Source organism: Streptomyces sp. NPDC001750 (genome assembly GCF_042892615.1).
In the GTDB taxonomy this organism is placed as follows: domain Bacteria; phylum Actinomycetota; class Actinomycetes; order Streptomycetales; family Streptomycetaceae; genus Streptomyces.
In genome coordinates, this window is the sequence record NZ_JBIAUE010000006.1 from 355,464 (window position 1) to 369,287 (window position 13,824).

Annotated in this window: 12 protein-coding genes; 5 read left to right on the plus strand and 7 right to left on the minus strand. The window is 70.6% G+C overall.

The annotated features are described in order from the left end of the window. Positions 1 to 101 precede the first annotated feature (101 nt). The gene (locus ACFYY6_RS13575) at positions 102 to 1,124 is read right to left on the minus strand and encodes a terpene cyclase (protein ID WP_351631393.1); all 1,023 of its coding nucleotides are present in this window, start codon (positions 1,122 to 1,124) and stop codon (positions 102 to 104) included. A gap of 329 nt (positions 1,125 to 1,453) precedes the next feature. On the opposite strand from ACFYY6_RS13575, the gene ACFYY6_RS13580 reads away from it, so the two are divergent. The 5 genes from ACFYY6_RS13580 to ACFYY6_RS13600 all read left to right on the plus strand — a co-directional run bounded on the left by ACFYY6_RS13580 (position 1,454) and on the right by ACFYY6_RS13600 (position 8,053). Then, complete coding sequence (locus ACFYY6_RS13580; protein ID WP_351631390.1) at positions 1,454 to 2,920, plus strand: GuaB1 family IMP dehydrogenase-related protein; 1,467 nt, start codon at positions 1,454 to 1,456, stop codon at positions 2,918 to 2,920. A gap of 265 nt (positions 2,921 to 3,185) precedes the next feature. Further along, the gene (locus tag ACFYY6_RS13585; RefSeq protein ID WP_351525301.1) at positions 3,186 to 4,643 is read left to right on the plus strand and encodes an aldehyde dehydrogenase family protein; all 1,458 of its coding nucleotides are present in this window, start codon (positions 3,186 to 3,188) and stop codon (positions 4,641 to 4,643) included. A gap of 137 nt (positions 4,644 to 4,780) precedes the next feature. Beyond that, positions 4,781 to 5,236, plus strand: a complete 456-nt coding sequence (locus ACFYY6_RS13590; protein WP_360114687.1) for an Lrp/AsnC family transcriptional regulator — start codon at positions 4,781 to 4,783, stop codon at positions 5,234 to 5,236. A 222-nt stretch (positions 5,237 to 5,458) separates the two neighbouring features. Beyond that, positions 5,459 to 6,256: a carbon-nitrogen hydrolase family protein gene (locus tag ACFYY6_RS13595; RefSeq protein ID WP_389193122.1), complete on the plus strand. Its 798-nt coding sequence runs from the start codon at positions 5,459 to 5,461 to the stop codon at positions 6,254 to 6,256. A gap of 90 nt (positions 6,257 to 6,346) precedes the next feature. Then, complete coding sequence (locus ACFYY6_RS13600; protein ID WP_351525304.1) at positions 6,347 to 8,053, plus strand: NAD(P)/FAD-dependent oxidoreductase; 1,707 nt, start codon at positions 6,347 to 6,349, stop codon at positions 8,051 to 8,053. Between the two features lie 86 nt (positions 8,054 to 8,139). Here the strand turns inward: ACFYY6_RS13600 and ACFYY6_RS13605 are convergent, their stop codons facing one another. The 6 genes from ACFYY6_RS13605 to ACFYY6_RS13630 all read right to left on the minus strand — a co-directional run. After that, positions 8,140 to 8,988 carry a fumarylacetoacetate hydrolase family protein gene (locus ACFYY6_RS13605; protein ID WP_389193125.1) on the minus strand — a complete coding sequence of 283 codons (849 nt, stop codon included), beginning with the start codon at positions 8,986 to 8,988 and terminating at the stop codon, positions 8,140 to 8,142. A 49-nt stretch (positions 8,989 to 9,037) separates the two neighbouring features. After that, on the minus strand, positions 9,038 to 10,063 hold the full coding sequence (locus ACFYY6_RS13610; protein ID WP_351631378.1) for a hydroxyacid dehydrogenase: 1,026 nt from the start codon (positions 10,061 to 10,063) through the stop codon (positions 9,038 to 9,040). Continuing rightward, the gene (locus ACFYY6_RS13615) at positions 10,047 to 11,120 is read right to left on the minus strand and encodes a dihydrodipicolinate synthase family protein (protein ID WP_351631375.1); all 1,074 of its coding nucleotides are present in this window, start codon (positions 11,118 to 11,120) and stop codon (positions 10,047 to 10,049) included. Before ACFYY6_RS13615 ends, ACFYY6_RS13610 begins: the two co-directional genes overlap by 17 nt. An 8-nt stretch (positions 11,121 to 11,128) precedes the next feature. Beyond that, positions 11,129 to 12,157 carry an NAD-dependent epimerase/dehydratase family protein gene (locus ACFYY6_RS13620; RefSeq protein ID WP_389193128.1) on the minus strand — a complete coding sequence of 343 codons (1,029 nt, stop codon included), beginning with the start codon at positions 12,155 to 12,157 and terminating at the stop codon, positions 11,129 to 11,131. Between the two features lie 6 nt (positions 12,158 to 12,163). After that, positions 12,164 to 13,111, minus strand: coding sequence for a carbohydrate ABC transporter permease (locus tag ACFYY6_RS13625; RefSeq protein WP_389193131.1), 948 nt, complete (start codon positions 13,109 to 13,111; stop codon positions 12,164 to 12,166). A gap of 2 nt (positions 13,112 to 13,113) precedes the next feature. Next, on the minus strand, positions 13,114 to 13,824 hold a 711-nt coding region (locus ACFYY6_RS13630), incomplete at its 5' end, for a carbohydrate ABC transporter permease (protein ID WP_389193134.1).

The following is a 13,824-nucleotide window of genomic DNA, read 5'->3' on the forward strand; positions in this document are numbered from 1 at the left end:
TTGGTGAAGGACGTGACGATGTGTGCTCGCGTCTCCGTACCGTCTGGGAACGGCGTCCGCCCGCGTACCGTCCGGACGGTACGCGGGCGGAGTGCGAGGTGTCAGTCCTGGGCGACGCCCAGCACCGTCGCCTCCAGGTATTCCTGCGGTTCCTCGTACTGGCCCACGTCCGCCGGGTTGTAGCGGGGGGTCTGGCGCGACCAGTCCAGGTTGCCGCGCATCCAGCTCCGCATCCCGTCCAGGTACGGCAGGAGCATCCCGGACAGCTGCGGGTAGGAGCTCAGCAGCTCGGCCTCGGCGGCGAGGAACCGCCGGGTCTCCCTGCCGGTCTCGGCGCAGACGTGTTCCAGCGCCTCCCGCTTTCCGAATCCGCGGTGGTGCCGGACCAGATGGACGAGGTTGTGGATCTCGCCGAGGACCTGTTCCTTCTCGTACGAGTACACGTCGTTGGCCCAGCACACGACGTTGCACGAGGCTTCCAGGGCGGTGATGAACCGGGAGTCGTTGTGGATCGACTCGGGGGCCTCGATACCGGCGACGATCTCTATGAGATCCATGCACACATGGATCGCGCCCGTGTGGCGCCGCTTGGCGATGTAGGTCTCCTCGGACGGCACCACACCGTCCGCGCGGTTCCCGGCCTCCCAGGTGGTGGTCGTCATGAGGTACTCGGTCAGGTGCCAGCCGAACCGGGCGCGCCAGTGCGCGGCGGCGTCGGGGGTCGTGCGTTCCCACAGGTCGACCAGGGCGACCACGGCGGCGGGAAGCTCCTCGTCCGGCGCGGTCCCCGTGCCCTTGCCCTCGATCACGGACCTCATCACGGCCACCACGTCGCGCACCCGCCCCGGGCTGCGGCCCAGGTGGCCGTCGTCGAGCTGGTCGTCGACGAGGAACAGCCACACGAACCAGTCGGCGACGAGGTCGAGCTTCTCGGCGTCCGCGGTCGGATACACCATGCCGACGAAGGCTCCGAAGTCCGCCTGCTCGAAGCGTTCCCTGGCCGAATCCCGATGTACCAGACCGGTGTTGCGGATCCAGGCGTCGAGATGGACCCGGGTGTGCGGGACGTGCGGATTGGTGCGCTGAGGGAACGGGCAGTAGATGTCCGGCAGTTCACTGTCCACGGTGGGTCCTTGATCCTCTCCGGTCGTACCTCTGACGGAGGTTGTGACTCCTCCGCATCCTCCTCCGGGCGTCGTGGTGACCCACGGGACCTGCGGGTTTTGAAGCTACCCGACCGCTTGTAGCCAGGTCCAGGGATGATGATCGTGAATGATTCCGAATGCCGCGGGGCATGATGCGAGGACGGCCGGGTGCGTGGCGCGACCGAGGAGGGGGTCCGTTCGCCCGGGGTTCCCGCACGTCCTCATTGGAGGAACGTACGAGCACCGGGGCGTTTCGCTGTGCCTTCGTGAACGCGACCTGCGCCGTTTCGTATGAAAAAATGAGCATCATGCGCTTTCTTGAGCCCGGCACCGGTCGCTACACGGAGTCCCCCTCGGTCCCGTACGACCTCACGTACGACGACGTCTTCATGGTCCCGGGGCGTTCGGCGGTCGGTTCCCGCCAGGGAGTCGATCTCTCCTCGCCCGACGGCACCGGCACCACCATCCCGCTGGTCGTGGCGAACATGACGGCGATCGCGGGCCGCCGGATGGCCGAAACGGTCGCCCGCCGCGGCGGGCTCGTCGTCATCCCGCAGGACATCCCGATCGACGTGGTCACCGAGGTCGTCTCCTGGGTGAAGAAGCGCCATCTGGTGCTGGACACGCCGATCGTGCTGACGCCCGGCCAGACGGTGGCCGACGCGCTGTTCCTGCTGCCGAAGCGCGCGCACGGCGCCGGCGTCGTCGTGGACGAGGACCACCGGCCCGTCGGTGTCGTCACCGACCACGACCTGGGCGGTGTCGACCGCTTCACCCAGCTCTCCGAGGTCATGTCCAGGGACCTGATGCTGCTCGACGCGGACATCGCGCCGCGCGACGCGTTCCACGAACTCGACGGTGCCCACCGCAAGTTGGCGCCCGCGGTCGACGCGGACGGCCGGCTCGTCGGCATCCTCACCCGCAAGGGCGCGCTGCGCGCCACGCTGTACACCCCGGCCACCGACGCCGCGGGCCGGCTGCGGATCGCCGCCGCGGTCGGGATCAACGGCGATGTCGCGGGCAAGGCCGAGCAGTTGCTCGACGCGGGCGTCGACACGCTCGTGGTGGACACCGCGCACGGCCACCAGGAGTCCATGATCGGCACCATCCGCGCGGTCCGGGCGCTCGACCCGAGGGTGCCGGTCGTCGCGGGCAACGTCGTCGCCGCCGCGGGGGTGCGCGACCTCGTCGAGGCGGGCGCGGACATCGTCAAGGTCGGTGTCGGACCGGGCGCCATGTGCACCACCCGGATGATGACGGGAGTGGGCCGGCCGCAGTTCTCCGCGGTCCTCGAATGCGCAGCCGAGGCGAAGAAGTACGGCAAGCACGTGTGGGCCGACGGCGGCGTCCGGCACCCGCGCGACGTCGCGATGGCACTCGCGGCGGGCGCGTCCAACGTGATGATCGGCTCGTGGTTCGCCGGCACGTACGAGTCGCCCGGCGATCTCCAGCAGTCCGCCGACGGGCGCTTCTACAAGGAGTCCTTCGGCATGGCGTCCGCGCGCGCCGTGAAGAACCGCACCTCGGACGAGTCGGCGTACGACCGGGCCCGCAAGGCGCTCTTCGAGGAGGGCATCTCCACCTCGCGGATGTTCCTCGACGCGGCCCGGCCCGGGGTGGAGGACCTGATCGACTCGATCATCGCGGGCGTCCGTTCCTCCTGCACCTACGCCGGTGCGGCGTCGCTGGAGGAGTTCGCCGAGAAGGCGGTCGTCGGGGTGCAGAGCGCCGCCGGTTACGCCGAGGGCAAGCCGCTGCACGCCAGCTGGAGTTGATCCCGCCACCGCCACGAAGCGGTTCACCGGCAGGAGTTGATCCCCACGCGGCGCGGTGCTGCCGGAGCCGATCCCGCGCCCGTCACAACACCGTTGCCCCTCACGGCCGTTCGCGCCGCGAGGGGCAACCGCTTCCCGCCCGGCAACGGGGCAAGGATGTCCGATTACGACGCGTGGGTGGCCTGAGCCACGGCCCAACTTGCCCAACGCCTCAGTAGTATGAACGGCAATCAGCTGCCCGGCTCTCTCTGCGGTAAGGGATCTCATGTCCTTCTTCACTGACCTGGCCCATCAGTACATCGACGGAGAGTGGAGGCCGGGCAAGGGGTCCTGGGACATCATCGACTTCAACCCTTACAACGGGGAGAAGCTCGCCTCGATCACGGTCGCCACGGCCGACGAGGTGGACCAGGCGTACCGCTCGGCCGAGACCGCCCAGCAGGCCTGGGGCGAGACCAACCCGTACGCCCGGCGGCAGGTGCTGGAGCGGGCGCTGCGCATCGTCGAGGAGCGCGAACAGGAGATCGGCGACGCGATCGTCGCGGAGCTCGGCGGCACCCGGCTGAAGGCGGCGTTCGAGCTGCATCTGGCCAAGGAGTTCCTGCGCGAGTCGATCCAGCTCGCGCTGCGGCCCGCCGGGCAGATCCTGCCCTCGCCGACCGAGGGCAAGGAGAACCGCGTCTACCGGGTGCCGGTCGGCGTCGTCGGCGTGATCAGCCCCTTCAACTTCCCGTTCCTGCTGTCGCTGAAGTCGGTCGCCCCGGCCCTGGCGCTCGGCAACGCCGTGGTGCTCAAGCCGCACCAGAACACCCCGGTCTGCGGTGGCACGCTGGTGGCGAAGGTGTTCGAGGACGCGGGGCTGCCGGCCGGGCTCCTCAACGTCGTGATCACCGACATCGCCGAGATCGGCGACGCGCTGCTGGAGCACCCCGTTCCGCAGGTCATCTCCTTCACCGGCTCGGACAAGGTGGGGCGGCACGTCGCCACGGTGTGCGCGGCCAACCTCAAGCGGGCCGTGCTGGAGCTCGGCGGGAACAGCGCGCTGATCGTCCTCGACGACGCCGACCTGGACTACGCCGTGGACGCGGCCGTCTTCAGCCGCTATGTGCACCAGGGCCAGGTCTGCATGGCCGCGAACCGCATCCTGGTCGACCGGGCGGTGGAGAAGGAGTTCACCGAGAAGTTCGTCGCCAAGGTCGCGTCGCTGCCGGTCGGCGACCCCGCGGCGCCGGACACCGTGATCGGCCCGCTGATCAACGCCACCCAGGCCGAGGCGATCACCTCGCTCGTCGACCAGGCGGTGGAGGACGGGGCCACCGCCCTGCTGCACGGCCGGGCCGAGGGCAACCTGGTGAGCCCGTCCGTGCTGACCAACCTGCCCGCCGATGCCCCCGTCCTGTCCCAGGAACTGTTCGGACCGGTCGCGCTCGTCGTGCCGTTCGACGGCGAGGACGAGGCGGTGCGGATCGCCAACGACACCCCGTACGGGCTCAGCGGCGCGGTGCACACCGGCAACATCGAGCGCGGCGTGCGCGTCGGGCAGCGCATCCACACCGGAATGATCCACATCAACGACGGCACGGTCCACGACGAGCCCATCGTCCCGTTCGGCGGCGAGAAGAGCTCCGGCCTCGGCCGCCTGAACGGCGACTCCATGGTCGAGGCGTTCACCACCCAGAAGTGGATCTCGGTGCAGTACGGTCGCTCGCGCTTCCCCTTCTGACGGGGTCGCGCCCACGACGCGGTTCCCTTCCCCACCGCCCCGCCGGGTGCGCCCGGCGGGGCGGTGGCGTGTTCTACTTCGGAGGGCGGCCCGCGCCGCCCCCGAACCGGCCATCGCAGAGAAGTGAACCGCCCGACGTGCGCCTGAACGACCTCGACGAACGCATCGTCCACGCCCTCGCCGAAGACGCCCGGCGCTCCTACGCGGACATCGGCGCGCTCGTCGGTCTCTCCGCACCCGCGGTGAAACGCCGCGTGGACCGGCTGCGCGCCGAAGGGGCGATCACCGGGTTCACGGTGCGGGTCGACCCGGCGGCGCTGGGATGGGAGACCGAGGGCTACATCGAGATCTACTGCAGCCGCAACACCTCCCCGGAGGCGATCAAGCAGGGGCTGGAGCGCTATCCGGAGGTTGCGTCGGCGTCCACGGTGACGGGCGAGGCCGACGCGCTGGTGCAGGTCTTCGCCGCGGACATGCGTCACTTCGAGCAGGTGCTGGAACGGATCGCGGGCGAGCCGTACGTGGAGCGGACCAAGTCCGTGCTGGTGCTGTCGCCGTTGCTGCGTCGGTACACCTCGGGGCCGCCGCAGTAGGCGCGGTGCGCCGGGACCGGGCCGACCCCGTCCGGGCGGGGTTGGCTGAGACCTGTGTCACCCTTCTGACCTGGGACGACGCCCGGCGCAATGAATCGCCGCCGCGGGTCCGTCACGCGCAATGGATCGACGGTGGATGCGCAACGGTCGCGCCTTGTCCGCCCCGAGCGGCGGACCGTACCGTCGATACGTCCCGCCCCGCCCCATCGCCCGAGGTCAGACATGCCGTCGCTGCGCACCGCCCTGCTCCAGAGCTCCGGACGCCCCGGGCACGTGGACACGAACCTCGCGGCGCTCGACGAGGCGGCGCGGCGGGCGGCGGACGCCGGGGCCCGGCTCATGGTCTGCCCCGAACTGTTCCTGACCGGGTACGCGATCGGTGCCGACGTGGCCCGGCTGGCCGAGCCGGCCGACGGGCCGTCCGCCGGGGCCGTCGCAAGGATCGCGGCCCGGCACGGGCTCGCGGTCCTGTACGGCTGCCCGGAGCGCGACGGCGAGCGGATCTTCAACACCGCACGGCTCGTCGGCCCGGACGGGGCGGCGCTCGCGAACTACCGCAAGACCCATCTCTTCGGCGACTTCGAGCAGGAGTGGTTCACGCCGGGCGAGCACCTCGTCGTGCAGGCCGAACTGGACGGCGTCCGCATCGGGATCCTGATCTGCTACGACGTCGAGTTCCCGGAGAACGTCCGCGCACACGCCCTCGCCGGCACCGAGCTGCTGCTGGTGCCCACCGCGCTCATGCATCCGTACCAGTTCGTCGCCGAATCGCTCGTCCCGGTAAGGGCCTTCGAGAGCCAGATGTACGTGGCCTACACCGACCGCACGGGCCCGGAGGGCGCGTTCGAGTTCGTCGGGCTGAGCTGTCTGGCCGGCCCCGACGGCACCGTCCGCGCCCGCGCCGGACGCGGCGAGGAACTGATCATCGGTGACGTCGACACCGCGCTCCTGGGCGCGTCGCGCGAGGCCAACCCGTATCTGCGCGACCGCCGCCCCGGCCTGTACGGCTCCCTCGCCTGAGCCCGGGCCCGCCCACCCCTTCCGTCACACCGTCTCGTTCCACAGCTCTCGTTCCACCGCTCTCGTTCCCGCGCAAGGAGTCCGTACCCCATGACGTCCACGGTGCCCAACGCCGCCCAGCACACCGAGGCGGCCGAGCCCATCACCATGTTCGGACCGGACTTCCCGTACGCGTACGACGACTATCTGGCGCATCCCGCGGGGCTCGGGCAGATCCCGGCGACCGAGCACGGTGCCGAGGTCGCCGTCATCGGTGGCGGGCTGTCCGGCATCGTCGCCGCGTACGAGCTGATGAAGATGGGCCTGCGGCCCGTGGTGTACGAGGCCGACCGGATCGGCGGCCGGCTGCGCACCGTCGGCTTCGACGGCTGCTCCGCCGCAGGTGAGGGAGGAGAACTCACCGCGGAGATGGGCGCTATGCGCTTCCCGCCCTCCTCCACCGCGCTCCAGCACTACATCGACCTGGTCGGCCTGGAGACCAGGCCGTTCCCCAACCCGCTCGCCCCGGCCACCCCGTCGACCGTCGTCGACCTCAAGGGCGAGTCGCACTACGCGCGGACCATCGACGACCTGCCGCAGGTGTACCGGGACGTGATGGACGCCTGGAACCGGTGCCTGGAGGAGGACGCCGACTTCTCGGACATGAACCGCGCGATGCGCGAACGCGACGTGCCGCGCGTCCGGGAACTCTGGTCGAGGCTCGTCCACCGGCTCGACAACCAGACCTTCTACGGCTTCCTCTGCGACTCCGACGCCTTCAGGTCGTTCAAGCACCGGGAGATCTTCGGCCAGGTCGGTTTCGGCACCGGAGGATGGGACACCGACTTCCCCAACTCCATCCTGGAGATCCTGCGCGTCGTCTACACCGAGGCGGACGACCACCACCGCTCCATCGTCGGCGGCAGCCAGCAACTGCCGCTGCGGCTCTGGGAACGCGAACCGCGCAAGATCGTCCACTGGCCGCTGGGCACCTCGCTGTCCTCGCTGCACGGCGGCGAACCGCGCCCCGCGGTCACCCGGCTGCACCGCACCGCCGGCAACCGGATCACCGTCACCGACGCCACCGGTGACATCCGCACCTATCCGGCAGTGATCTTCACCGGACAGTCCTGGCTGTTGCTCTCGAAGATCGACTGCGACGACGCGCTCTTCCCGATCGACCACTGGACGGCGATGGAGCGCACCCACTACATGGAGTCGTCCAAGCTGTTCGTCCCTGTCGACCGGCCGTTCTGGCTGGACAAGGACGAGAGGACCGGGCGGGACCGCATGTCGATGACGCTCACCGACCGGATGACCCGGGGGACGTACCTCCTGGACGACGGCCCCGACCGGCCCGCCGTCATCTGCCTCTCGTACACCTGGTGCGACGACAGCCTGAAGTGGCTGCCGCTCTCCGCGAACGAGCGCATGGAGGTCATGCTGAAGTCGCTCGGCGAGATCTACCCGGACGTCGACATCAGGAAGCACATCATCGGCAACCCGGTGACCGTCTCGTGGGAGAACGAGCCGTACTTCATGGGCGCGTTCAAGGCCAACCTGCCGGGCCACTACCGGTACCAGCGACGGCTGTTCACCCACTTCATGCAGGACCGGCTGCCCGCCGACCGGCGCGGCATCTTTCTCGCGGGCGACGACATCTCCTGGACGGCCGGATGGGCCGAGGGCGCCGTGCAGACCGCGCTCAACGCCGTCTGGGGTGTGATGACCCGGTTCGGCGGCGCGACCGACCCGGCCAACCCCGGCCCCGGCGACGTCTTCGACGACATCGCCCCGGTCGAACTCCCTGAGGACTGAAGGGCGTTCGGGCCGGGGCGGGGCGCCGCGGGTACGGCGCGGTCCCGGCCCCGACGGGGGGCGGGGCCGCGCCCGGCGGATCGGCGTCAGGCGGGGCGGCAGACGCTGCGCTGGCGTCCCAGTCCCGAGATCTCGACCTCCATCACGTCGTCCGGCCCCAGGTACGGGAAGCGGCCGGACAGCGCCACGCCCTGCGGGGTGCCGGTGTTCACGATGTCACCCGGCTCCAGCACCAGGTACTGCGACAGGTGGTGCACCAGGTGCGCCACGCTGAAGATCATGTCCGCGGTGCTGGAGTCCTGCCGCGGCTCGCCGTTGACGAAGCTGCGCAGCCGCAGCCGCTGCGGGTCGCCGACCTCGTCGGCCGTCACCAGCACCGGGCCCAGCGGGTTGAACGTGGCGCAGCTCTTGCCCTTGGACCACTGGCCGCCCGACTCCTCCAGCTGGAAGGCACGTTCGGACACGTCGTTGCTGACGGCGTAGCCCGCGATGTGCGCGGCGGCGTCGGCGGGGGAGTCCAGGTACGAGGCGCGGCGGCCGATGACGACGGCCAGCTCCACCTCCCAGTCGGTCTTCTTCGAACCGCGCGGGATCAGCACGTCGTCGTACGGGCCGACGACCGTGTTCGGCGACTTGTAGAAGAGGATCGGCTGCTCGGGCGTCTCGCTGCCGGACTCCGCCGCGTGCGCCGCGTAGTTCTGGCCGATGCAGAGCAGCGCGGAGGGACGGGCCACGGGGGCGCCGATCCGCTCGCCGGTGATGTCGATCTCGGGGAGCGCGGGCTCGGCGGGGACCAGGTGCGGGTTGTTCGCGAGCGCGGCGAGGAACACGCCGTCGATGTCGTCGGTGATGCCGGAGAGGTCGTAGTGACGGCCTTCGGGGCAGACGAGGACCGGGCGCTCGTGGCCGGGCTCGCCGATGCGCATCAGTCGCATGGGAGGAACTCTCTCAAGGGGTAGGGGTGTTTGGGGTTTCGCAGGGGGCTCAGTGCAGTCGGGCGAGGGCGTCGACGGTGACGGCGTGCGCCGGGGGGCGTCCGGCGAGCAGCCGCAGCACCTCGTCGACGGCGCTCGCGCCGAGCCGCCGACGGCACTCGACGGTGCCCGCCGCCTGGTGCGGAGTGAGCAGGACGTTCGGCAGGGAGCGCAGCGGGTGGTCCACGGGCAGCGGCTCGGCGTCGAAGACGTCGATCGCCGCGTCCAGCCGGCCCGACGACAGCTCGGCCAGCAGCGCGTCCTCGTCGACCAGCCACGATCTGGCGGTGTTCACCAGACCCGCCCCGTCCGGCATCAGCGCCAGCTGCGCGGCGCCGATCATCCGGTGCGTCTCCTCGGTGACCGGCGCGTGCACGGCCACGATCCGGCTGCGCGACAGCAGCGTCTCCAGCGGGACGGACCGCACACCGAGCTCCTCGGCGTCCGCCTCGGACAGGAACGGGTCGGTGACGCTCACCCGCGCACCCATCGCCCGGACCAGGGAGATGTAGGCGCGGCCGGTGCGGGAGGCGCCGATGACCCCGATGTCGCTGCCGTGGATCTCGTGGCGCGGCGGGGCCTGGCCGGCCTCGTCCCAGTCGGCTCCGCCGCGCAGCGCGTGGTCGAAGCGGTGGACGCGGTGCAGCAGCGCGAGGGTGAACGCGAGCGCCACCTCGGCGACCGGGCGGGCCATCTCGTCCCCGGCCTGGGTGACCGAGATGCCCCGCCGGAACACGTCCTCGGTGACGTACGGGGCGACCGCCGAACCGGTGTGCGCCACCAGCTCCAGCCGGTCCGCCGAGGCCAGCAGCCCGGCGTCCACCCGCGGCGCGCCCCACGCGGTGATCAGCGCGCGGGCGCCCGGAAGCGCGGCGGCGACCGCGTCCCGGTCCCGGTGGTGGTCCAGGACCGTCAGCTCCGCCGCCCGCTCCAGCTCCCGCCATACCTCGGCGGCGAAGAACTGCTCCCGCAGCCGGGGCGGCACGGCGACGACCACCCGGTCGCGGGTGGTCGCCGGGTCAGGACAGCCAGGCATCGAGATGCTCCGCGACGAAGGCGTCATCGGTCAGCCACGGGTAGGCCGCGGCCACCCGGCTGATCTCCTCGGCCTGTCCGGGGGACAGTGTCTCGGCCGGGTCCAGGCAGCGGATGTTCGCCAACAGGCCCTGGCGGTGGAGGACTTCGTGCACACCGGCGATGCAGCCCCGGAACGCGCCGCGCACGTCGAAGACCGCGCTGTTGGCGTCGGTCAGCTCGGGGCGGCGGGCCAGGCAGCGCACCATCGCCTCGTGGTCCCCGGCGCGCGCCCTGCGCACGTCGTCGAGGAGCGCCACGGCGGAACTCGTCCACACCGCCCACTGCCCGAGCAGCCCGCCCGCGAACCAGCGCCGGGTGCCGTGCGCCGTCTCGTACGGGGTGAGCAGGTCGCCGATGATGTCGTCGTCGTTGCCGGTGTACAGGGCGACCTCGTCGGCGCGGTCGGCGGCGGCCACGGCCCGTACGACATCGGCGGTGCGGTACCGGTCGAACGGGGCGATCTTCACCGCGGCCGTGTTCGGCAGATCGGTGAAGGCCGACCAGAAGCCCGGCGACAGATACCGTCCGCCGACGGCCTCCTGGAGGTAGAAGCCGATCACCGGCAGGACCTCGCCGACCGCCCGCGCCCGGTCGAGCAGGCCCTTCTCGTCCGCCCCGGGCACGGCCGGGCTGAGCAGCACCGCGTCGTAGCCGAGTTCGGCGGCGGTCTCGGCCTCGGCGACGGCCTGCGCCGTGTACCCGCAGGCCCCGGCGACCTTGACGAACGGGCGGCCGGCCTCGGCGTCGATCGTCTCGGCGGCGAGCTCCAGGACCGGCCGGAACAGACCGACCTCCGGTTCACGGATCTCGAACTGGGTGGTGTGCACGGCGACGGCGACCCCGCCGGCGCCCGAGGCGAGGTAGTAGCGGGTCAGCGCCCGCTGCCGCCGCTCGTCGAACGAGCCGTCGGCGTGCAGGGCCAGCGGATGGGCGGGGATCACCGCGCCCCGGGCGAGCGCCTCCAGGGCGGGCGAGGGCCGGGTGGGGACGGACTGGGCGGGGGGAGTGGGGGACATGGGGTGGATCAGAACCTTCCGTCGCGGACCTGGAACTTGGTGGGCTTGCCGGACAGTGGCAGCCCGCGGCGCAGCCAGTCGGCCTGCCATTCGACGAGGGTGCGCAGGGTGACGTCCGGGTAGCCGAACAGGGCGTGGCAGCGGCTTGCGTCGGAGAGCAGTGCGGTGGGTGCTTCCTCGCCGGTGATCAAGGGATCCTTGCCGAACTGCTCGCCGAACCAGTGTGCGAGCCGTCGTACGGAGGCGGTCTCGGGGCCGGTGAGGTTGAGGGTGAAGGGTTCGTTGTCGGTGGCGTGCAGCAGGGATCGCAGCGCGACCTGGTTGGCGTAGCCCTGCCAGACGACGTTGGCGTGGCCGGTGGTGATGTCGACGGGTTCGCCTGCCTGTACTCGGTGGGCGATGTCGGCGAGGACGCCGTAGCGCAGGTCGACCGCGTAGTTGAGGCGGATGTTGGCGATTTTGGTGCCGTGGGTGAGGGCGGCGTGGGCGAAGATGCGTTCGCGGCCGAGGCAGGACATGGCGTACTCGCCGACCGGGCCGACGGGGTCGTTCTCGGTGCAGCCGCCGGAGGATGCCGGGACGAGTGGGTAGACGTTGCCGGTGGAGAATGCGGCGATGCGGGCGTGGGGCCAGCGGCGTGCGACCCGGTCGGGCATGGCGGCGTTGACGGCCCAGGCGTGGGAGGGTGCCCCGGCGGAGCCGAATTTGGCGCCGACCATGAAGACGATGTTCCCGGCGTCGGGCAGCGAGGCGAGGTCGGCGGCCGGGTCCATGAGGTCGAAGGCGACGGTGGAGATCCCGGCGGCCTCCAGCTGTTGTGCCGCGGCCGGGTCGGACCAGCGGGAGACGGCGTAGACGGTCACGTCCGACCGGCCCGCGGTGTCCAGTGCGCGGCGGGCGAGTCTGCACAGGCTGGGGCCCATCTTGCCGCCGGCGCCGAGGATCAGCAGGTCGCCTTCGAGGCGGGCGAGGTCGGTGATGAGTGCGGGGGTGGGGGTGGCGAGCCGCTCTTCGAGCGCGGCTTCATCGGTGAACATTGGTTGCTATCCCTTGATTCCGGACGCGGTGACGCCCTCGGTGAAGTAGCGCTGGCCCACCAGGTAGGCGGCGAAGATGGGCACGAACGCGATGACGGAGCCGGAGAGCACCACATTGAGCGGTACGTTCTGCTGCTGGAGCGAGGCGATGCCGACGGTGAGGGTGCGCATGTCGGTGGACTGGCCGATGACCAGGGGCCACAGGAAGTCGTTCCAGTGCCAGAGGAAGACGAATACTCCGAGGGTGGCGAGGATCGGTTTGAGGAGGGGCAGCACGATCCGGTAGAAGATCTGCCATTCGTTGCAGCCGTCGAGGCGGGCTGCCTCGAAGAGTTCGTCGGGCAGTCCCTGGATGAACTGGCGCATGAGGAAGACGGCCTGGGCGTTGGCCAGTGTCGGCAGGATCAGGCCCCAGTAGGTGTCCACGCCGCCCAGCTTCGCGATCATTGCGAAGGTCGGGATCATGGTGACGTGGTAGGGGACCATCACCATCGACAGGAATGACCAGAACATCGTCTCGCGGCCGGGGAAGCGTTTCTTGGCGAAGGCGTAGCCGGCGAGTGAGGCGAGCAGCAGCACGCCGACGACGGAGATGACCGAGTAGAGCAGGGTGTTGAGGAGCCAGCGGGGGACGTCCTGGGCGTTGAGGACGGTGTCGTACGCTTCGCCGCTGAGCGGCCAGGGCAGGAGGCTGGCGGGGAACTCGACCGCGGCGGACGGCTTCAGCGAGAGCACGACCATGGCGTAGAACGGGAAGACCGTGACGAGCGCGGCCACCGTTAGCAGGACGGCGCGGCCGATGCGGCCGGCCCGGGTGGGGCGCATGCCGTGCGGGACGGTGTCGCGCTCCGCGAGCTTGCGCAGGCGTCGTTCGGCCTTGCGCGCGGCCCGGCCGGGTGTCGCGGGGGCCGTGTCCGTGGGCGGGGGCGCGGTTTTGGCGGGTGCTGGGGTCATGGTCACTGGTCCTTCCCGATCACGAGCCGCTGGACCAGCGCGACCACGACGGTCAGCGCGAACAGCGCGACTCCGATGGCGGAGGCGTAGCCCAGGTCGAAGTACTTGAAGCCCGCGTCGTAGAGCTGGAAGACGAGCGTGTAGCTGGCGTTGGCGGGGCCGCCGCCGGTCATGGTGTAGACGGCGTCGAAGACCTGGAAGGAGGCCGTCGTCTCGATCACGGCGAGGAAGAACAGGGCGGGTTTGAGCTGTGGCAGCACGATGTACCGGAAGCGCTGGACGGCACCGGCGCCGTCGGTGAGCGCGGCCTCCTCCAGCTCCCGGGGGATGTCCTGCATCCGGGCCAGCAGGATCAGCATTCCGTATCCGAAGCGGGACCAGATGCCGACGATGGCGAGCGCGGGCAGCACCAGCACGTCGTCGGAGAGCCAGGAGCCCTTGGACATCCCGAACACGCTCATCAGTGTCGGCCAGGGGCCGCCGGTCGAGAAGATCCACACGAAGACGGTGGCGGCCAGCACCAGCGAGGTGACGACCGGCAGGAAGAACACCGACCGGAAGAACCTGGCGCCGCGGAACGCGCGACGGGTGATCAGCGCCAGCGACACCGACGCGATGAGCGTGCCCGGCACGGCGAGCACGGTGTACAGGACGGTGACCTTCAGTGCCTGCCAGAACAGCGGGTCGTCCCACAGGCGGGTGAAGTTGTCCAG

Bases quoted from the DNA above. Each gene is read 5' to 3' on its own strand.
- ACFYY6_RS13620 (WP_389193128.1), bottom strand. From the start codon at position 12,157: ATGTTCACCGATGAAGCCGCGCTCGAAGAGCGGCTCGCCACCCCCACC.
- ACFYY6_RS13600 (WP_351525304.1), top strand. From the start codon at position 6,347: ATGACGTCCACGGTGCCCAACGCCGCCCAGCACACCGAGGCGGCCGAG.
- ACFYY6_RS13580 (WP_351631390.1), top strand. From the start codon at position 1,454: ATGCGCTTTCTTGAGCCCGGCACCGGTCGCTACACGGAGTCCCCCTCG.
- ACFYY6_RS13605 (WP_389193125.1), bottom strand. From the start codon at position 8,988: ATGCGACTGATGCGCATCGGCGAGCCCGGCCACGAGCGCCCGGTCCTC.
- ACFYY6_RS13615 (WP_351631375.1), bottom strand. From the start codon at position 11,120: ATGTCCCCCACTCCCCCCGCCCAGTCCGTCCCCACCCGGCCCTCGCCC.
- ACFYY6_RS13595 (WP_389193122.1), top strand. From the start codon at position 5,459: ATGCCGTCGCTGCGCACCGCCCTGCTCCAGAGCTCCGGACGCCCCGGG.
- ACFYY6_RS13610 (WP_351631378.1), bottom strand. From the start codon at position 10,063: ATGCCTGGCTGTCCTGACCCGGCGACCACCCGCGACCGGGTGGTCGTC.
- ACFYY6_RS13625 (WP_389193131.1), bottom strand. From the start codon at position 13,111: ATGACCCCAGCACCCGCCAAAACCGCGCCCCCGCCCACGGACACGGCC.
- ACFYY6_RS13585 (WP_351525301.1), top strand. From the start codon at position 3,186: ATGTCCTTCTTCACTGACCTGGCCCATCAGTACATCGACGGAGAGTGG.